The 18,310-nt window shown below is 64.2% G+C and carries 18 protein-coding genes; 6 read left to right on the top strand and 12 right to left on the bottom strand.

Annotated elements, in window-relative coordinates; genetic code table 11:
• Nucleotides 1–69: 69 nt before the first annotated feature.
• Complete coding sequence (locus ACX80B_RS16580) at nucleotides 70–474, top strand: YccF domain-containing protein (RefSeq protein WP_459298183.1); 405 nt, start codon at nucleotides 70–72, stop codon at nucleotides 472–474.
• Nucleotides 475–483: 9 nt separating this feature from the next.
• Here ACX80B_RS16580 and ACX80B_RS16575 read toward each other — a convergent pair whose 3' ends face one another.
• Together ACX80B_RS16575 and ACX80B_RS16570 are read right to left on the bottom strand one after the other, a co-directional pair.
• Entirely contained in the window at nucleotides 484–1,338 is an 855-nt protein-coding gene (locus ACX80B_RS16575; RefSeq protein ID WP_459298181.1) for a formate/nitrite transporter family protein, read from the bottom strand.
• A 43-nt stretch (nucleotides 1,339–1,381) separates the two neighbouring features.
• Nucleotides 1,382–2,695 (bottom strand): MFS transporter, encoded by a 1,314-nt coding sequence (locus ACX80B_RS16570; protein WP_459298179.1) that lies wholly within the window; start codon nucleotides 2,693–2,695, stop codon nucleotides 1,382–1,384.
• Between the two features lie 84 nt (nucleotides 2,696–2,779).
• Between ACX80B_RS16570 and ACX80B_RS16565 the strand changes: the two genes are divergently transcribed.
• Nucleotides 2,780–3,775 (top strand): aldo/keto reductase, encoded by a 996-nt coding sequence (locus ACX80B_RS16565; protein ID WP_459298177.1) that lies wholly within the window; start codon nucleotides 2,780–2,782, stop codon nucleotides 3,773–3,775.
• 108 nt (nucleotides 3,776–3,883) lie between these two features.
• Here ACX80B_RS16565 and ACX80B_RS16560 read toward each other — a convergent pair whose 3' ends face one another.
• Genes ACX80B_RS16560 through ACX80B_RS16550 form a run of 3 tightly spaced genes read right to left on the bottom strand, consistent with a single transcriptional unit; the run spans nucleotide 3,884 to nucleotide 7,430 of the window.
• Entirely contained in the window at nucleotides 3,884–4,378 is a 495-nt protein-coding gene (locus ACX80B_RS16560) for a metallophosphoesterase family protein (protein WP_459298175.1), read from the bottom strand.
• Nucleotides 4,379–4,405: 27 nt separating this feature from the next.
• On the bottom strand, nucleotides 4,406–5,362 hold the full coding sequence (locus tag ACX80B_RS16555; RefSeq protein WP_459298173.1) for an alpha/beta fold hydrolase: 957 nt from the start codon (nucleotides 5,360–5,362) through the stop codon (nucleotides 4,406–4,408).
• A gap of 25 nt (nucleotides 5,363–5,387) precedes the next feature.
• The gene (locus tag ACX80B_RS16550; RefSeq protein ID WP_459298171.1) at nucleotides 5,388–7,430 is read right to left on the bottom strand and encodes a penicillin-binding transpeptidase domain-containing protein; all 2,043 of its coding nucleotides are present in this window, start codon (nucleotides 7,428–7,430) and stop codon (nucleotides 5,388–5,390) included.
• A gap of 92 nt (nucleotides 7,431–7,522) precedes the next feature.
• Here ACX80B_RS16550 and ACX80B_RS16545 point away from each other — a divergent pair, with 92 nt between their 5' ends.
• Nucleotides 7,523–8,143: a LysE family transporter gene (locus ACX80B_RS16545; RefSeq protein WP_459298169.1), complete on the top strand. Its 621-nt coding sequence runs from the start codon at nucleotides 7,523–7,525 to the stop codon at nucleotides 8,141–8,143.
• A 50-nt stretch (nucleotides 8,144–8,193) separates the two neighbouring features.
• On the opposite strand, the gene ACX80B_RS16540 is transcribed toward ACX80B_RS16545, so the two are convergent.
• Both ACX80B_RS16540 and ACX80B_RS16535 read right to left on the bottom strand, forming a co-directional pair.
• Complete coding sequence (locus tag ACX80B_RS16540) at nucleotides 8,194–8,643, bottom strand: hypothetical protein (RefSeq protein WP_459298167.1); 450 nt, start codon at nucleotides 8,641–8,643, stop codon at nucleotides 8,194–8,196.
• Complete coding sequence (locus ACX80B_RS16535) at nucleotides 8,640–9,050, bottom strand: cupredoxin domain-containing protein (protein ID WP_459298165.1); 411 nt, start codon at nucleotides 9,048–9,050, stop codon at nucleotides 8,640–8,642. Before ACX80B_RS16535 ends, ACX80B_RS16540 begins: the two co-directional genes overlap by 4 nt.
• A 294-nt stretch (nucleotides 9,051–9,344) precedes the next feature.
• Here ACX80B_RS16535 and clpB point away from each other — a divergent pair, with 294 nt between their 5' ends.
• Complete coding sequence (clpB, locus tag ACX80B_RS16530) at nucleotides 9,345–11,954, top strand: ATP-dependent chaperone ClpB (protein ID WP_459298163.1); 2,610 nt, start codon at nucleotides 9,345–9,347, stop codon at nucleotides 11,952–11,954.
• Here the strand turns inward: clpB and ACX80B_RS16525 are convergent.
• Together ACX80B_RS16525 and ACX80B_RS16520 are read right to left on the bottom strand one after the other, a co-directional pair.
• Nucleotides 11,951–12,964, bottom strand: coding sequence for a septum formation family protein (locus ACX80B_RS16525; RefSeq protein ID WP_459298161.1), 1,014 nt, complete (start codon nucleotides 12,962–12,964; stop codon nucleotides 11,951–11,953). The genes clpB and ACX80B_RS16525 overlap by 4 nt on opposite strands.
• A complete protein-coding gene (locus ACX80B_RS16520) occupies nucleotides 12,961–13,347 on the bottom strand; it encodes a hypothetical protein (protein WP_459298159.1) in 387 nt (128 codons plus the stop codon). Before ACX80B_RS16520 ends, ACX80B_RS16525 begins: the two co-directional genes overlap by 4 nt.
• A gap of 278 nt (nucleotides 13,348–13,625) precedes the next feature.
• On the opposite strand from ACX80B_RS16520, the gene ACX80B_RS16515 reads away from it, so the two are divergent.
• The gene (locus ACX80B_RS16515) at nucleotides 13,626–13,859 is read left to right on the top strand and encodes a DUF3073 domain-containing protein (protein WP_459298157.1); all 234 of its coding nucleotides are present in this window, start codon (nucleotides 13,626–13,628) and stop codon (nucleotides 13,857–13,859) included.
• 242 nt (nucleotides 13,860–14,101) lie between these two features.
• Nucleotides 14,102–14,881: a VOC family protein gene (locus ACX80B_RS16510; protein ID WP_459298155.1), complete on the top strand. Its 780-nt coding sequence runs from the start codon at nucleotides 14,102–14,104 to the stop codon at nucleotides 14,879–14,881.
• A gap of 194 nt (nucleotides 14,882–15,075) precedes the next feature.
• Here ACX80B_RS16510 and purM read toward each other — a convergent pair whose 3' ends face one another.
• Genes purM through ACX80B_RS16495 form a run of 3 tightly spaced genes read right to left on the bottom strand, consistent with a single transcriptional unit; the run spans nucleotide 15,076 to nucleotide 18,148 of the window.
• A complete protein-coding gene (gene purM, locus ACX80B_RS16505) occupies nucleotides 15,076–16,200 on the bottom strand; it encodes a phosphoribosylformylglycinamidine cyclo-ligase (RefSeq protein WP_459298153.1) in 1,125 nt (374 codons plus the stop codon).
• On the bottom strand, nucleotides 16,197–17,744 hold the full coding sequence (gene purF, locus ACX80B_RS16500; protein WP_459298151.1) for an amidophosphoribosyltransferase: 1,548 nt from the start codon (nucleotides 17,742–17,744) through the stop codon (nucleotides 16,197–16,199). Before purF ends, purM begins: the two co-directional genes overlap by 4 nt.
• A 50-nt stretch (nucleotides 17,745–17,794) precedes the next feature.
• Nucleotides 17,795–18,148, bottom strand: a complete 354-nt coding sequence (locus ACX80B_RS16495; protein ID WP_459298149.1) for a hypothetical protein — start codon at nucleotides 18,146–18,148, stop codon at nucleotides 17,795–17,797.
• Nucleotides 18,149–18,310: the final 162 nt, after the last annotated feature.

The raw sequence follows: 18,310 nt of genomic DNA, 5'->3' as shown, positions 1-18,310 counted from the left end.
GCACTTTCAGTGGTCGCTGGGGGATTACCCCGATAGCCGGGCCCGCAACTCATCGGAGAGAATGGAAGCATGAACGCGATTCTGAACATCATCTGGCTTCTGCTTGGCGGCATCTGGTTGGCACTGGGATACTTCCTGGCCGGCGTGATCTGCTGCGTGCTTATCGTCACCATTCCGTTTGGCATCGCCTCATTCCGGGTTGGCGCCTACGCCCTGTGGCCCTTCGGCCGGACCGTCGTCGACCGCGGCGGGCGGACCTACTTTATGTCCACGCTCGGCAACATTGTTTGGGTCGTCGTGGCCGGAATCTGGATCGCGATCGGCCACGTCGTGACGGCGGTTGCCCAGGCGATCACGATTATCGGCATCCCGCTGGCAATCGCCAACATCAAGATGATCCCCGTGTCGCTGATGCCGCTTGGCAAGGAAATCGTGCCGACGTCGCGCCCGTTTGTGCAGCCAATCCGCCGCTAGGCGCGGGTCTCATTCGCCGCGTTCGTGTTTTTCACCGTGCGGAGCGTCCGGATTCCGGGGTGATTCCCGGCGTCGTTTCTGGATCAGTTCTTTGGTCCGGACCAAACGCAGCGAGGTTACCAGCAGCAGTCCGCCAAGGATGTTGAACAGCAGGGTATAGCCGAACCATCCCAGCCACTGCAGGTAGCCGATGTCCGCCCCGGCCTGGATGGCGCCGAAGATCAGCAGCGAGTCCAGGATTGAGTGGAACAGCTGGAGCCCGGACAGCAGCAGTCCGCCGGCGACCGCCGCGACGATCTTGGCCGGAACCGACTCAGTGCCGTGCTGCATCCGGGTCATCAGCGTGATCGTGCTGCCGCCCAGGATCGCCAGGCAGATTGTCTGCAGGTCGAACGGTGCGTCGATGAAATGCTTGGCGGAGGTAGTGATGGTTCCGGTCCACTCCGGGAATGCCTGCATCACGATCCACATGAAGATCCAGCCCCCCAGCAGGTTGGCCGCGAGGGTTCCGCTCCAGAGCTTGAGCAGCTGTGGAACGCTGGCTGCCCGGGCCGCGACTGCGGTGATGGGTACCAGGAAGTCTTCGGTGAACAACTCACTTTTGGCCAACAGCAGCGCAATGAGACCGATGCTGAATGCCAAACCCGCCAGAAGGTGATTATGCGTCTCATGCAGGACAGCCAGATAAGCCATCACTCCAACACCGATCTCCAAACCGCCGAAGAAACCGGTAATGAACATACCGCGGAATGTACGCTCGAGCCGTTCGGCGCCTTCGCGCACGATCACGTCGAACGAGCGGGCCAATTCGTCTTCGACGGGCTCATTACTGTCTCCCAGTTCGCGACGGCGTTCTTCGGTCATGTGCCCGTGCTCCGGTCTGCAGGATCTGATGGAAAAATATTGCTCAGTCTACGACGGCGGACCGGGTCTGCGTGCGCGGGCTTCGGCTGAGGCGGGTTGCGGCCGGAAGGCAGGCGGCGACAGCGACGGCGGTAACAGCGAAGGCGGGGCCGTAACCCAGCGTTTGCGCGATGATACCCAAGCCCAGGGCGCCGGCTCCAGTGCCGGCGTCGTAACCGATGTTCCACACTGAGCTGGCAGTGCCATAGCCTTCCGGACCGGCGCGGCGGAACATGGCCACGACGGTGTCGTTTTGCGCTGCTCCGAAAGCGGCCCCGAACATGGTCGAGCCGAGCACGATGAGGATTGCGCCCAGGACTCCGGGACCGGACCAACTGGCAGTCGCCGACCAGAGGGCTGCCGCAACCAGGACCATGCCGGCCGCGGCCGTGATGATGCTGGGCAGGATCAGGACCGGGCGCCCGGACCTGTCGCTGACGTTGCCGGCGACCCACCGCCCCGCCACGGTCAATGCGCCATAGCCGAGCAGCGCCGTCGTCGCCAGCAGTGGCACCGAGCTGAGCGGGATGGCGAGGAAGGTGACGATGGCGCTTGAGGCGAGGGCGAGGGCCAACATGATGAGCAGCGGTGCGATCAATGCCAGCCAGACGGCGGCGGTGGAGGTCCGTGGGGTGGGCTTCTGCGTCGCTCCGTCCGGCACCCCGGTTTGGGCTCCGGCCTGCGCTCCGTCACCGCCGGCCTGCGCTCCGTCACCGCCGGCGTGCCAGAGCGCCGCGGCTGCAACTGCGCCGATCAGCGGCGTGAGGGTGGCGATCCAGAAGACGACGTCGAAGCCCAGGTTAAGCGCCATCCAGACACCGAGGGAAAGGAGGACCAGGTTGGGAATCCCCACCGCGACTCCGTAATACGCGGCGGCACGGCCCAAGTGTTGGGCCGGCACAAGTCGTGCAGACAATGCGGCGCCGACGACCGTCACCATCCCGAACCCGATTCCCCGCACCGCGGAAATGGCGATCACCGGAACAAGGTCGGCACTGAGCAGCAGCAGGGGAGTGGGAAGTCCGAGCAGGAGAGCTCCGGCCGCGAAAGTCCAGCGATAGCCACCGTGAGCCAGCAGCCAAGGCATGGCGACCTGGGTCAGGACCGTTGTAAGCATAAACGAAGCCGTGGTGGCTCCGGCTCCGAATTCCCCGGCCCCTCCGCGCGTTGCCCAGAGCGGAACCGTCGCAAGCAGCAGGGTGTAACCGGAGAAGCAGGTGATGGTGGCGGCCAGAAGCAACCTGAACGCCGTACTATGTAGCCCGGCACGGCCAGGAGACTTCTGGCCGTGTGGCAACGAAGGCATGGATCCGGGCATACTCTCTTTCTAATACACGCGCGCAGAATCGGTATCATTCACGCCACGGAGTGCGGCGCCTTGATACATCGGAAGGGGCAGGAAATGGAACTATCGCATACAGCTCTCGGCGATGGGCTGAGCGTCAGCGGTCTTGGACTCGGCGGCATGGCATTGACCCCCGTTTACGGCGAGGTCGAGCCCTCGGAGGCGCTTGCCACGTTGAATTACGCGGTCGACGCCGGTGTCAGTTTCATCGACACGGCAAACGTCTACGGCGGCGGCAGCAATGAGGAATTGATCGGCCGGATGCTGGCGAACCGCCGGGACGAGGTCACGATAGCGACCAAGTTCGGCATCATGGGCACGCCTGCGGAGGGCTACACCGGCACCCGCGGCGACGCCGGCTATGTCCGCGAATCCGCCGAGGCAAGCCTGCGGCGGCTCGGAACTGACGTCATCGACCTTTACTACCTGCACCGCCGTGACCTGACCGTGCCGATCGAGGAGACCGTCGGGGCGATGTCCCGGCTCGTGACTGAGGGCAAGGTCCGGCACCTGGGTCTGTCGGAGGTCACGGCCGACGAGTTGCGGGCCGCTCACGCGGTGCATCCGATAGCGGCGGTGCAGAGCGAATGGTCAATCTGGAGCCGGGATGTCGAGCAGCACGTCGTGCCCGCCGCGGCCGGACTTGGCGTCGGGTTTGTGCCGTACTCGCCGCTGGGCCGCGGTTTCCTGACTGGGACGGTGAGCGCCGCAAGCCTGGGCAAGAACGACTTCCGGCACAACATTCCGAGGTTCGCCACCGGGGCCGTGGACGCGAATTCGCGCGTGGTGGAAGTTGTCCAATCCGTTGCGGCCGATGTGGGTGCGACGCCGGCACAGGTCGCCTTGGCCTGGCTGCTGGTGCAGGGGGAGCGGTTCGGGCTTGGGGTGGTGCCGATTCCGGGGACGCGCAAGCCTGCCCGGATCGAGGAAAACATCGGCGCGCTTTCCACCGTTCTGACGGATGCACACCTGGCCGAACTGGCCTCAGCGGCGGCGATGGCGGTCGGCGAACGGTCCGCGGACCCGAACTGGGTATCCCAGGGCCGCGAATAACTTACGTGTCGGCCAGCCCACTATTCGACTGCTCCCAGTGGGCCAGAACAGGCAGGGCCCACTTTGGGTAGCTGAATAGTGGGCTGGACTGCCGCGATTGCGCCGAGCCTACAGGCGGTGCAGCTCCACGGTGAGGTTGCCGCCGTCGACCGTGGCAGTCATATAGGTGCAGTGCGGCTGGCGCCGGCGGTCGGTCGGGGAGCCGGGGTTGAGCAGGCGCAGGCCGTTCGGCGTGATTGTGTCCCATGGGATGTGGCTGTGGCCGAACACCACAACGTCCACCCCGGGGAATTGCTTATCCATCCGCGCCTCGCGTCCCTGCTTGGCGCCCGTTTCGTGAATGACAGCCAGCCGGAGGTCCTCGATTCCGGTCTCCGCGATCAGGGGTAACCGGTCGTGGAATTCCGGACCGTCGTTGTTCCCATAGCAGGCGATCAACCGTTTGGACCGCTTTGCCAGTTCGTCGAGGAGCGCGGCTTCCACCCAGTCCCCGGCATGGATGACGACGTCGGCCGCGTCCACTGCCTGCCATAGTCCGGCAGGTAGAATTTTCGCCCGTTTAGGCAGATGGGTGTCCGCCATGATGACCAGCTTCGTCGTCATGCCGTCTCCTCCAAGGCCGGCTCAGCCTTACTCATAGTCCGGGCCGGTTCTGTCCCACAGCGCGGTCCAGTTCCGGATCCGGGCGGCGCAGTCCCGGGGATGCGTGAACGGCCACCAGTGTCCGGCGTCGACCTCCATCCGCTGGAAACGCGGTACCCACTGGCCGACGCCGTCGACCAAAGCGGGCAATAGGGCGACGTCGCGCAGGGGTACGACGACGGCGGCCGGCACTTGGCAGCGCGGCTGCGGCCCACGTGCCATGTAGGGAAGGATGTTCGCCCGGTACAGTGCCAGCCCAAGGATGAACTCCCGGGTGACGGTGCGGCCGCGGATAACCGGGTGGGTTTTGCGGGGCGAAAGTTTCCAGAGCAATTCGGGCAGCACCGGCACTTGGAACAGCGATACGTACCAGGAACGGGTCATTTGCCGTACAAGGACCGGCCAGGCGGAGGGCCGGCGCCGGCGCAGCCTGATCCACTGCCGCAGGTGGTTCAGGTTAGGCCCTGAGACCGACATCAGGGAGGCAAGATAGCGAGTGGCCGAAGGGTGTTCGGATGCGTGCCAGGCCTGGATTGAACCCCAGTCGTGGCCGAAGACGTGCACAGGTCCGGCATTGGCGGAGGCGATCACGGCGAACATGTCCTCCACAAGCCGCTGCATCCGGAACCGGTCCAACCGGGCGTCGGCAGTAGTGGATTGGCCCGCGTTGCGGGTGTCGTAGGCCAGGATCCGGTACTCGTCCCCGAGTTCGGCGATCAGCGGCTCAAAGACCCGGTGGTCGTCCGGAAAGCCGTGCACGAGCAGGAGCACCGGACGGTCGCTGTCCGCCCGCGCACCGTATTCGAAAACGGCCAGCCGCGCGCCGGCATTGTCCACCGTGCGGATGGTGTGCGGCTGCGGTGCCACTGAGGTGTGCGGCGCGGCTGAGATGTGCGGCTGCGGCGGGTCTGAGGTGCGCGTCCGTGGCGCGTCGGAGGTGTTCATGCGCAGGAAGCGGCTGCCCGCCACGTCATGGTTTGCCGACGATGTCCGCGGCACCGGCGAGGAACGCCTCCATCAATGGACCGCCGGAGGTGGAACCATACTCGCCTTCCTCCACGAACACGGCAACGGCCAGGTCGCCCTGGACCGCCACCATCCAGGCATGCGTACGCGGGGGTGTTTCGGTTCCAAATTCCGCGGTACCGGTCTTGGCGATGACGGGTTCGCCGGGAATATCCAGCAGCATGGAGGCGCCGCCTTCGGTCACCACGGCGCGCATCATGTCACGCAGCATGGCTGCCTCTTCTTCGGTGACGGGTTTGACGTCGGTGGCCGCCTCCGCACTGCCTTCCTCCGGGGAGGCGGACGCGCCGCCGCCTGTTCCGCCGGTGGATTCCGAACCGGAATCCGGACCGGCGTCCGCGCCCGGGCCGCTGGCCAGTAGTTTCGGGGTAACCCTGTCGCCCTCGCCGACGGAAGCACCCATCGTGGCCAGCGCCAGCGGGGAAACCAGCACCTGGCCCTGGCCGATCATCGACGCGGCATGGGCCGTGCCCTCCGCCTCGGTGGGAACATTGCCGAGGAAGGCAGGAAAGCCCAGCTCGGTTTCGACGCCGATTCCCAGCGCCGCCGCCGCATCCGCAAGTTCGCCCTGCGGCAGCGTGTCGCTCTCGGCGAGAAAGGCCGTATTGCAGGAATGCTCGATCGCTTGCTTCAGCGGGATCTGGCCCAGAGCGCTCTGCGGATAGGTCGGCGCGTTGCTGTACTGGGCGCCGTCGACGGTGACGTTTTCCGTGCAGGAAACGGTGGACTGCGGAGTCATGCCCTGCCGGATCAAACCCAGCGACGTGGCGACCTTGAAAGTGGAACCGGGCGGATACTGCCCGAGCATCCCCGTCGCCAAACCATTGCTTCCCGGTCCGGTGGCCGTTGTCAGTATTTCGCCGGTGGAGGGTTGGATCGCCACGATCGCGCTCGCCGACTCCTCGGCGGTGAGCACGTCTTCGGCCAGCGCCTGCAGCTCCCGGTTGAGCGTCGTTTTCAGTGGGTCGCCCGGCCTGGGCTGCGTCTCGAAGAGCGTTCTCGGTTGCGCAGGAGCTGCTTCGGCGCCTTCCCCGGAAACCTGTTCCCCGGAGGGTTCTGTTGCCGGCTGGACCAGTACGGTGATTCCGGGTTTGCCGCTGAGCTGCTCATCGTGGATCTGCTGCAGACCGGACAACCCAGTGACATCCCCGGCCTCCAACGCCCCGTCCGAGGCTTCGATCAACTCTGCGGTGGCCGGCCCGACCGTCCCGAGGACCGGCCGCGCAAACTCCCGCGTCGGTGCAAGGGACATGGTGTCCTCGATCCCACGCGCCCCTTCAATCGCATCGATTTCCCCGTCCGTGATGGTCCGGTCGGCATCGTCGCGGATGGTCAACGCCTCGACGAACGCAGCCTCACCGGCCGACTCCACCAGTGAAACGTAACTGCCGGCGTCGACCCCCACCAGGTTGGCGATGGCGGCGGCGGAATCAGCCAATTGGCCGGCCCCGATCCGGCTCTTGTCGATACCGATCCGGATCACGGGGCGGTCAGTGACCAGAACTTCACCGCCGGCGCCGAGGATCTGTGCCCGTTCGCCAGGCGTGGAGCGCATGGCCAGGGTTTCACCGGGTTTGAGTTCGGGAACGACGACGTCGGGAGCCCAGGAGACGAGCCACTGGCCCTCTTCGCCACGGGTCATCTCCGCGTTGCTGGTATAGGACCAATCCTTTGGCCCCTCGATGTCCCAGGTGTACTTGAGTTCGGCGGTCGCAGCGTCGTCGTTCTCTTCATTGATTTCGACGCCGGCGACGGTGACTTCCGGGGCGAGCGGGTCCATCCCGGCGGTAATGCGCTGCAGAGCCTTGTTGGGGGCGGCCCCGGACGCCTGGGCAAACGGAACGGAGGATATATCCAGCTTGGAGAGACCGGTGGCGAGTTTGTCGGCGGCCGGTTCGGGAGGCGGGCCGTCGTCGGCGCAACTGGTCAGTGATGCCGCCAGCGCAGCCACCGCCGTACCGGTAATGAATCGCCTGATTATGCCCACGATGCGCAGCCCTCCAACTTCGTATTACGCGATCTACACCAGTTGAGCCTACGGCATCGCCGTGCAGCGATGATGACCCCTATACTAGGCCGGTGAACCCCACTGTTTGGATGGCGCTTCTTGGCGCCCAATCGATGATCAGCCTGACTCCCGGAGCCGGCGCCATCAACACGATGAGCAACACCCTCAACGTCGGAATCCGGCGTTCCATCTGGGGAATCCTCGGGCAGCAGTTGGCGTTGCTGATCCATATCGCCATCGTAGCGGCCGGGCTGGGACTCCTGGTCGCCAGTTCACCAGTGGCCTTTGATGTGATCCGCTATTCCGGTGCTGCATATCTGATCTATCTCGGCGTCCGGAAGTTCCTGAGCGTGCCCGCGCGAAGCGGTGAGGAAGTGTTGGAGCGGCTCCAGGAGGGTGCGCGCTCACTTCTGGTCCGCGGTCTCTGGGTGAATTTGCTCAATCCGAAAGCGATCGTCTTCTTTCTGGCATTCATGCCGCAGTTTATCCGCCCAGCCGAGGAGCTCCTGCCCCAATACGCGGTCCTCGGTGTGACGGTAGTCGTTGTCGACATCGCCATCATGCTGTTCGTCTTTGCCGCCTGCGCGCGCCAGTTTCAACGGTTCACGCAGAGCCAGCGCGGGCAACGGGCCATGAACCGCACGTTCGGAACGTTGTTTGTCGGCGTCGGAGTGGCGCTCGCGGTTCTTTAGCGCCGCCGTCGTTTGCCCCGCCGTCGGGAGTTACGCCGCCTTCCCAGCGTTTAGCGCCGCCGTCGTCCCACCATGGTGAAACCGATGACGGCCAGAATGCCGGCGATTGCTTCGGCCACCGCCGTCAAAGTCTTCTCGAAGTACCAGATCGGCTCGTACATCGCCGGCATGGGCCCGATCGCCGGTACATCCACATAGCGGTAAAGGATGACGGCGAATAGCGCGGCGAACGCGATCATCGCGGCAAGGGCGTAGGAGAGCTTGCTGCCGCGGACCAGGACGTAGACCGCGATCAGGATCGCGACGATCGACTGGATCACGAACAGCGTTCCCTGCCCGATACCGCCGGGCGCTGCTTGCTGGTAGCCGGGAGCCAATTGCAGATGGACCACGGCGTCGACCACGAGTGCGGCGGCGATGACGATTCGCAGCACGAGCATCATAGGTGCGTGCCGGCTGCGGGCCTTCCTGCTTCGGGCAGCTGTTGGAGTGCGCATCATTTCACCACCAGAGTTCCTGCCATATTGGGATGGTATGTGCAGATATAGGGGTACTCGCCCGGCTCTTCAGGGGCGGTGAAGGTGACGGTTTCCCCGCCTTCGAAGACGACATCGAAGACGCCGTCCTCCTCGGAGGTCACCGTGTGCGGTGCGCTGTCCTTGTTGATAATGGTGATCGTTGCGCCTGGACTGACGGATTCAGGACCGATGTATTCGAAGTTCTCCACGGTGATCACCACCTCTTCGGCGGAACCATCCTCCGGCTCCCCGGCCGGGGACTCCCCGGCGGGCGCGCTCGACGACGATTCAGGCTCCGGAGCAGGCTCTTCTGTGGTACCTCCACAGCCAGTAACCCCCACCAAAGCGGCCGCAAAAATAATACTGAGAACGCCTTTACTGATATTCATGCTGTTCCTTCCATCGATTGGTCACTAATGGTTGTTTAGAGCGGGCCAAAACAACCATTTCTGTCCAATCGACAGTCAGGAGCCGGAGCTCGACCGGTATTTTTGTGTACCTTCAAGTATGGGGCGGCAACGGCGCGTTTCATAGGCTTGAAAAGACAATCTTTGGCCTCAATTAGGGCGCTCTTGGTAACGATGCAGCACTGTACTTCAATACTTGAGTGCAGTAGACTCAAGTTAGCTTAGTAGTATGAGCGCATGCAGAAAGAATTGAAGGATCGGTAAGGGGAGTCCAGCTTGGATACTAAATTCACCACGAAGAGCCAGGCGGCTTTGTCCGCGGCGGCGATGAATGCCTCGACGGCTGGTAATCCGCAGGTCGAGCCTGCCCATCTGTTGAAAGCGTTGATGGACCAGCGTGAGGGCGTTGCTGTCGCGCTGCTCAAGGCCGCCGGGCTGGATCCGGATGTGGTCAGCGTACAGGCCAGTTCCGCCATCAAGGCGCTGCCGGCCTCGTCCGGTACTTCCGTGGCCCAGGCCGAATACTCGCGTGGAATCCTGCAGGTCATCAAGATGGCGCAGCAGGAAGCGGACCAGTTGGGCGACACCTACATCTCCACCGAGCACCTGCTGCTCGCGCTGGCCGCCGACAACACCGCCGTCGGACGCCTGTTGCGCGATGCGGGGGCGGGGCACGAAGCACTGAAGGCTGCCTTGCCGGGGCTTCGTGGTGACCGCAAGGTTGACACCCCGGACCCGGAAAACACCTTCCAGGCCCTCGAGAAGTTCGGCGTCGACCTGACCGGGATCGCCCGCTCCGGCAAGCTCGATCCCGTAATCGGCCGGGACGCGGAAATCCGCCGCGTGGTCCAGGTGCTCAGCCGGCGGACCAAAAACAACCCAGTGCTGATCGGCGAACCCGGCGTGGGCAAAACCGCCGTCGTCGAAGGCCTGGCCCAGCGGATTGTGGCGGGGGACGTTCCCGAATCGCTGCGCGGCAAGACGCTGATCAGCCTCGACCTATCGGCGATGGTCGCCGGCGCGAAGTACCGCGGCGAGTTCGAGGAGCGGCTCAAGGCTGTGCTCGAGGAGATTAAGAGCGCCGCAGGCCAGGTGGTGACGTTCATCGATGAGCTGCATACCGTCGTCGGCGCAGGTGGTTCCGAGGGCGCGATGGACGCCGGCAATATGCTCAAGCCGATGCTGGCCCGCGGCGAACTGCGGCTGATCGGTGCGACCACGCTGGATGAATACCGTGAGCGGATCGAGAAGGATGCCGCGCTGGAGCGCCGTTTCCAGCAGGTCTTTGTCGGTGAACCTTCCGTGGCCGACACAATCGGCATCCTGCGCGGGTTGAAGGAACGGTACGAGGCGCACCACAAAGTGGCGATCGCCGACTCCGCTCTGGTGGCGGCCGCAACCCTGTCCAACCGGTACATCAGCGGCCGGCAGCTGCCGGACAAGGCCATCGACCTGGTCGACGAGGCAGCGTCCCGGCTCCGGATGGAGATCGACTCTGCACCGGAGGAAATCGACGAACTGCAGCGCACCGTGGACCGGTTGACGATGGAGGAGCTGGCGTTGAGCGGGGAGTCGGATCCGGCCTCGGTTGAACGGCTGGAGTCATTGCGTGCGGACATGGCTGACCGGAAGGAACAGCTGGCCGCCCTGACCGCACGTTGGGAAGCCGAGCGCGCCGGCCTGAACCGGGTCGGCGATTTGAAGGCGAAGCTGGACGAGCTTCGCTCACAGGCGGACAAGGCCCAGCGCGACGGCGACCTGGAGATAGCCTCCCGGCTGCTCTATGGCGAGATTCCCGCCGTCGAACGCGATTTGAATACTGCCCAGGAGCAGGAGGAAAACGTCGGCCAGCCCCTGGATCTGATGGTGTCCGAGGACGTGACGGCGGACGATATTGCCGAGGTGATTTCCGCGTGGACCGGCATTCCAGCCGGGCGGATGCTGCAGGGCGAAACCGGGAAACTGTTGCAGATGGAGCAGTTGCTCGGCGCCCGGTTGATCGGACAGACCAAGGCGGTTGCCTCCGTTTCGGATGCGGTGCGCCGTGCCCGGGCGGGAATTTCGGACCCGGACCGGCCCACGGGTTCGTTCCTGTTCCTCGGACCGACCGGTGTCGGCAAAACCGAGCTGGCGAAGGCGTTGGCTGACTTCCTCTTCGACGACGAGCGGGCCATGGTCCGGATCGACATGAGCGAGTACTCGGAGAAGCATTCGGTCTCCCGCCTGGTTGGTGCCCCTCCGGGCTACGTTGGTTACGAGGAGGGCGGCCAGCTGACCGAGTCTGTCCGCCGCCGGCCTTACAGTGTGGTGCTGCTCGACGAGGTGGAAAAAGCGCATCCCGAGGTGTTCGACATCCTGCTGCAGGTGCTCGACGACGGCCGCCTCACCGATGGCCAGGGCCGCACCGTGGACTTCCGCAACGTCATCCTGGTCCTGACCTCCAACCTCGGATCGCAGTTCCTGGTTGATCCGCAGCTCGAGGACCGGGAGAAGCGCGACGCCGTGATGAATGTGGTGAATGCTTCCTTCAAACCGGAATTCCTCAACCGGCTCGACGACGTCATCATGTTCGACGCCCTGAGCCTGGATGAGCTGTCGCAGATAGTCGACCTCGCCGTGCAGGCGCTGGCCGTGCGGCTGCAGGAGCGCCGCCTCACGCTGGATGTGACGGATGCAGCGCGGGAGTGGCTGGCATTGACCGGTTATGACCCGGCATACGGGGCGCGTCCGCTGCGCCGGCTGGTGCAGCGCGAGATCGGCGACCGGCTGGCCCGGGGCATCCTGGCCGGTGAAATTCCGGACGGCGCCACGGTCGTGGTCGACAAGGACGACGCCGAGGATACCCTGACGGTGACCGCGGGAGAACCGGTGCGGTCCGGCGGCTAATCGATTAGCGAGCCGGTAATCTGGCCGCTGGTAATGCGGATGAAGCAGTCCACCCGGCGATCCCCGGCCTCCCATGATTCGGGCTGGGGGTACGCCGTTTGCTGCCGCAGCCGTTCCTCGTACTGGTTGGCTTCCTGGGAGAGCTCGGTGTTGCGGCACAGTTCGCTCGCACGATCGGCGAGGGCATCTTCCCCTGGGAACCCGGCGTCGTCCTCATAGCTGAAGGTATTGACCAGCTGGGCTTGGTGCGGGGTTTCACAGGTCACGACGGTGGCTGGCTGGGTCGCGTCCGCGAACTCCGTGAAGCACTGGCCCTCTTCGAAATCGAACGGTGAAACGTCCTCGGCGATAATTCCGTTACTGCCGGCGTTGGGCTGCGCGCCAGTGTCCCGGGTACCGGTCAGGGCCGTGATGAGCAGGATGATGCCGACGACGAGGGCCGCAGCGATGCCGATTCCGAGGAGCAGGGGAGCCTTCGACGATTTCCGGCGGGGACGCGTCGGCGGCTGCTGGCCGAACGGTGCTCCCTGCCAATCCGCGGGCGGCAGATAGGTGACGTGCTCTTCCTGGTTCGTGTTCGAACCGGATGATGAGTGATCCGCCCAGAGGCTTGATGGCCGCTCTGTCCCCGGATAGGAAGGTGGATCATCGGGCCAGTCTTCGGACGGTGGCTGTTCCGCTCCGGGATTGGGCGGTGGCTGGATGGTTCCGGCGCTTGCCGGCGGCCGGGTGGGAGCCGGTGGGGCGTTGAGGCTTCCACCGTGGTCGCGTTGGTGCGGTTCGGAGGCCTTCGCGGCGCCCGGGCCTTCGCCGGTACCCCGGTGGCCGTCGTCGTTATTCTCGTCCTTGCCGTCTTCGTCTGGAGTGGAGGGATAGGAGTGGGGTTCGGCCTCAGGCTCGGGAGCGTCCGAGGCTTCGCCGCTCGCCGGCTCCTGCGGCGTCTCATCGGCCCCGGGAGAGGAGGGGTACTCATTCTCCTTTGGGTCGCGCTCGTCGTTGTTTTCGCTCATGGTTCCTGCTCGTCGGTGACTTCCGCCCGGGCCTTCGAGGCGGCGGCCTGGATTTTCTGCGAAACGGCTTCTTTATCCCTGGCCGATTTTGACAGCCGCCCGCCGGCCAACGTACCGGCCTGTTCCACTTCCTGCTCTACGGCCTCGGCCTCCGCATTGACTTCGTGAAGCGACGCCTCCGCAGCGACGTCCGGGCTGATGACAGGCTCGGCCAGTGTCGGAGTAGGCAGCTCCAGTTCATCGGGGGAGACGGTCAGGAGTCCGTCGTCGTCAATCAGGGTCTCCGGTGGAGCGGAGGGGTCCGGAGCCGACGGGTCCGGCGCGATGACACCGTCGTCGTCGAAGGCAGCATCGTGCGACTGTGCGTCTTCTGCTTCATTCATGGAAGACCCCTCCCTCTGCTGCGGCGATTCCGGACCCCGGGGTGGTGCAAACCCCGTTGGAATGACTCTATCGAATATCGACAAAGGCTTGCAGGGGTGCGCCGGTCTGAGCGAGCGCTTATGCTCTACGCGTACTGAACGTGAGGGGCCGGTCCCGAGGACGCGGATTTCGAAGAAAGCATGTAATCTAGAGATACGACAAATTGAACATTCTCCGGGGGCCGCGTTGGGTTGCTCCAGTGCCTGCACCCGGAACGACGTACAGAGGGGGTCACGCCATGGGGCGCGGCCGTCAAAAGGCAAAAGCTACCAAGCAGGCACGGGACATTAAGTACTTCAGCCCGTCCACTGACTATTCGGCACTGCAGCGCGAGCTCGCCAGTGCGAATCGTCACGCCTCGAATGGTTATTCCGACCGTTTTTCAGAAGACGGGGATGACTATGAGGACAAGTACGCGGATCAGTTTGACGATGAGGACGACGACGGGGATCCTTCCCGCCGCATCGGCTGACTCCTCATCAGCACGGACCTCTGTGGGCTCCGGGCGGTTGCGCGTCTCAAGCTGACAAGTTCAGGCACTGAACTTATATCTACTGCGGTACATCCACTTCCGGGGTGTGCCGCAGTAGGTGTTTAACCATCGTGGCCTTCACCGGGGCGTGGCTGCCCCGCAAGCGGGGCTCAATGGCCGCGCTCTTTCGAATCTGCAGACAACGTGTTTGGATTGTTCCAAAAGACCTGAAGAGGAGCGCAATGACCAAAGTCGAGAAGTTCGCACAGGGAGCACCGGCCTGGGTGGACCTGCAATCACCGGATCAGGAAGCTTCCAAGCGGTTCTACGCTGAACTCTTCGGCTGGGAGTATCAGGACAACCCGATGACGCCCGAGTACGTGTACTCCATGGCATCCGTCGGCGGCTCTGCCGTGGGCGCGATCGCTCCGCAGGCCACAGAGGCCGTCAACGCCGGGATCACCACGGCTTGGAATACCTACTTCGCGGTTGATGACATCGATGCCGTCGTGGAAAAGGTTGCCCCCGCCGGCGGCCGGGTCCTGATGGGGGCCGACGACGTGGAAGGCTTTGGCCGGATGGCGCTGATCGAAGACTCGATCGGTGCACCGCTGACGCTCTGGCAGGGCAAATCTCTGGCCGGTGCGGAACTGATCAATGAACCTGGCTCCTTCGTCTGGCATGAGCTTGCGGCCGGAAACTGGGAGCACGCGGTGCCGTTCTACATCGACGTCCTGGGAGCCGAGAAGGCCGAAGTTCCGATGGAGGATGGCAACTTCACGATGCTGCGGGTCGGCGGCCAATACGTTGCGGGATTCCGCGACCAGGAAGATGAGAAATCCACGCCGCGGTGGGAGGTCTACTTCGGGATTGCGGACGTGGACGCCGGGATCGCCACAGCGCGCGCGTCAGGCGCGAAAGTCCTCGTTGAACCGTTCGACGTCGAGGGCATCGGCCGGATGGCAATGCTCAGCGACCCGCAGGGGGCCGTCTTCTGGATCCTGCAGGAACCCGCCGCCTAGCCCGTTGGACGCGCCCGGCTAGTTGGACCCGCCCGGCTAGTTGGACGCGCCCGCTTAGTTGGACCCGCCAGGCAACGAGACCGCAGTAGGTGCTATTTCCAGAGTTGGAAAGAGCACCTACTACGGTCTCGTTTGCATGAAGGTGATTCCCGCGAAGGCCAGTTCAGTCCGGGTGGATCACTGGACCGGGCCGGTCAGGCGTAGTTGTTGACCATCCGGACCGCTCCGCCGTCGACGCCTTTGGCGCCCTGGGTGTAGTCGGGTCCGGCGGTGCTCCGCGATGTGTCCGTCTTCTCCACCGTGCCCATGACCCAGGCGGGCATGCCGCGTTCGGTCAGGCGGGCGATGGCGGCGTCTGCGCCGGACGGGTCGACGATGGCAACCATGCCGACGCCGAGGTTCAGTGTGCGCTCCAGATCCGCGAGCGGGACCTGGCCCAGTTCGGAAACCAGCTGGAAGATGGCGGGCAGCTGCCAGCTGGAACGGTCCACGGTGGCCTCCAGTCCGGACGGCAGGACGCGGGCCAGATTGGCCGCCAGTCCGCCGCCGGTAATGTGGCTGAATCCGTGTACTCCGGCGGCTTCATACCGGGCGAGGTCCAGGCAGTCGGAGGCGTAGACCCGCGTCGGCTCCAGGAGCTCCTCGCCAAGAGTGCGGCCAAGGTCGGAAACCTGACGGTCAAGAGTCCAGCCGGCGACATTGATAACCCGGCGGACCAGAGAATACCCGTTGGAGTGCAGCCCAGACGAGGCCAGTCCGATGACGACGTCGCTTGCCTTCACGCGCTCCGGCCCCAGCAGACGATCGGCTTCCACCACGCCCGTGGCGGCGCCGGCGACGTCGTACTCATTTTCGGCCAGCAGACCGGGATGCTCCGCGGTCTCCCCGCCGACCAATGCAGTTCCGGCGGTGGCGCAGGCTGCGGCGATACCGCGGACGATACCCGCGATCCGCTCTGGAACCACCTTGCCGCAGGCGATGTAGTCGGTCATGTACAGCGGCTCGGCACCGACCACCACGATGTCATCGACGACCATGCCGACCAGGTCAAAGCCGATGGTGTCGTGCACGTCCATGGCCTGGGCGATGGCAACCTTGGTGCCGACGCCGTCGGTGGAGGTTGCCAGCAAAGGCTGCCGGTACGTGAGCAGCTTGGAAACGTCGTAGAGCCCGGCAAACCCGCCGACGCCGCCGACAACCTGGGGTCCATGCGTGGCCTTGACCGCTTCCTTCATCAGCTCGACGGCCTTGTCACCGGCCTCGACATCGACGCCGGAATCGGCATAGGTGATCGAGGCAGGTCGGGGGGACTCGGTCATACTCGCTCTTTCCGGTTCTTGTCCGTGTCCTCAAGGAGGGAATTCAGTTCCGAATCCGGACCCGGCTCGCAGCCAGACTTCGGACCGCGTTCCAGGACATTCTTGCCCAGGCGTTCTTCGGGAGGGAGTTCGATTGGGTATTCGCCGGTGAAACAGGCCGTGCACAGCGTGGAGCGCGGCTGCATCGTCGCTTCGATCATGCCGTCGCCGGAGATGTAGGCGAGACTGTCCGCACCCACGGACTTGGCGATTTCGTCGATGGCGGCGCCGTTGGCGATCAGCTCCGCACGGGAGGCAAAGTCGATGCCGTAGAAGCATGGCCAGCGGATCGGCGGGGAGGAGATTTTCACATGCACCTCGGCGGCACCGGCTTCCCGGAGCATCCGCACGACGGCGCGCTGGGTGTTGCCGCGTACGATCGAGTCATCCACCACGATGATCCGCTTGCCGCGGATGACGGATTCGAGCGCATTCAGCTTGAGCCGGATGCCGAGCTGGCGCAGCGTCTGGCTGGGCTGGATGAAGGTACGGCCGACGTAGGCGTTCTTGACGAAGCCGTGGGCAAACGGGATGCCTGATTCCTCGGCGAAACCAACAGCGGCAGGCGTACCGGACTCGGGAACCGGAATTACGACGTCGGCGTCCGCGTCATTTTCCCGCGAGAGCTGCCGTCCCATTTCCACCCGGGATTCATACACCGAACGGCCGGCGATCGTAGCGTCCGGCCGGGCAAGGTACACGTACTCGAAGACGCAGCCTGCGGGGGTTTTCTCGGCGAATCGCTGTGTGCGGACGCCGTTCTCGTCGATGGCGATGAACTCGCCGGGCTCGATCTCGCGGATGAAGCTGGCACCGACGGTGGCGAGTGCGGAGGACTCGGAGGCCACCACCCAGCCCCGGTCGAGCCGGCCGAGGACCAGGGGACGCACGCCATACTGGTCGCGGGCAGCGTAGAGGGTTCCCTCGTCCATGAAGGTGAAGCAGAACGCGCCCTGTAGTTTGGGCAGAATTTCCAGCGCGGTAGCCTCCAGTGAACGGTCGTCGTCGCCGGCCAGCAGTGCTGTGACGAGCGCAGTATCGGAGGTGTTTCCCTGCGCCATTTCGCCGCTGCGTGGAGTTCCGTGGCGTTCGATCACGAGATCGTAGAGATCCGCGGAGTTGGTGAGGTTTCCGTTGTGCGCCAGGGCCACGGTGCCGGCGGCGGTGGCGCCGAGGGTCGGCTGCGCGTTGGCCCAGTTGGAGGAGCCCGTCGTCGAATAGCGGCAGTGTCCGATGGCGATGTGCCCCTGCAGCGTGTTCAGCACCGTCTCGTTGAATACCTGCGAAACCAGGCCCATGTCCTTGTAGACATTGATCCGGGAGCCGTCGCTCGTCGCTATGCCTGCGGACTCCTGCCCGCGGTGCTGCAAGGCATAGAGGCCGTAGTAAGCCAGTTTTGCGACTTCTTCTCCGGGTGCCCATACGCCAAAGACCCCGCATGCATCCTGGGGGCCTTTTTCACCGGGTAATAAGTCGTGGGTAAGTTTTCCATCTCCGCGCGCCACGTTCCCAGTGTCTCACGATTGGGCATCAGCTTTCTAACCCGGTGAAGGCGTTACGGGCGGGGGCGTTCGGGGCCCTGCTCCTCATCGACGGGTTCGTCGTCGGTGGAGAGGCTTTCCGTGGCCCGTTCCTCTTCGGTGCTTTCGACGACGGCGTTCCGGCTCCGGCGGACGCTGATCCAGTCGAAGAGCAGGGCAGCGAGGGCTCCCAGCAGCAGACCGGGAATGAGCAACAGGACGGAGAAGAATCCCAGAACCGTTGCACGGCTGAAATCCGCGCCTTCCGGGCCGGTGAACGCGATGATCCCGGCGGCTATGAGTCCCAGAAGAGCACCAATGACCAAAAACGGGATGATTTTCGGTGCCCGGCGGATTGTGACGTTACGCCGTTCTGGTTCGGAACTCATACCTTAAGGCTACCGGTTCAGGATCGGGTTCAGGTGTGGCCTGGAATTACCTGTAATGTCTCGGGACATCGGTAGAACGATGTCCCGAGACATTAGTCTTTAACGAGTCACCTGTTCAGGCGGGAAATTGCTTTTTGGTAGTTCTTCGATGGGTCGATTTTG

It is taken from the genome of Arthrobacter monumenti (assembly GCF_054511255.1).
This window is presented reverse-complemented; position numbering and strand designations above follow the sequence as displayed.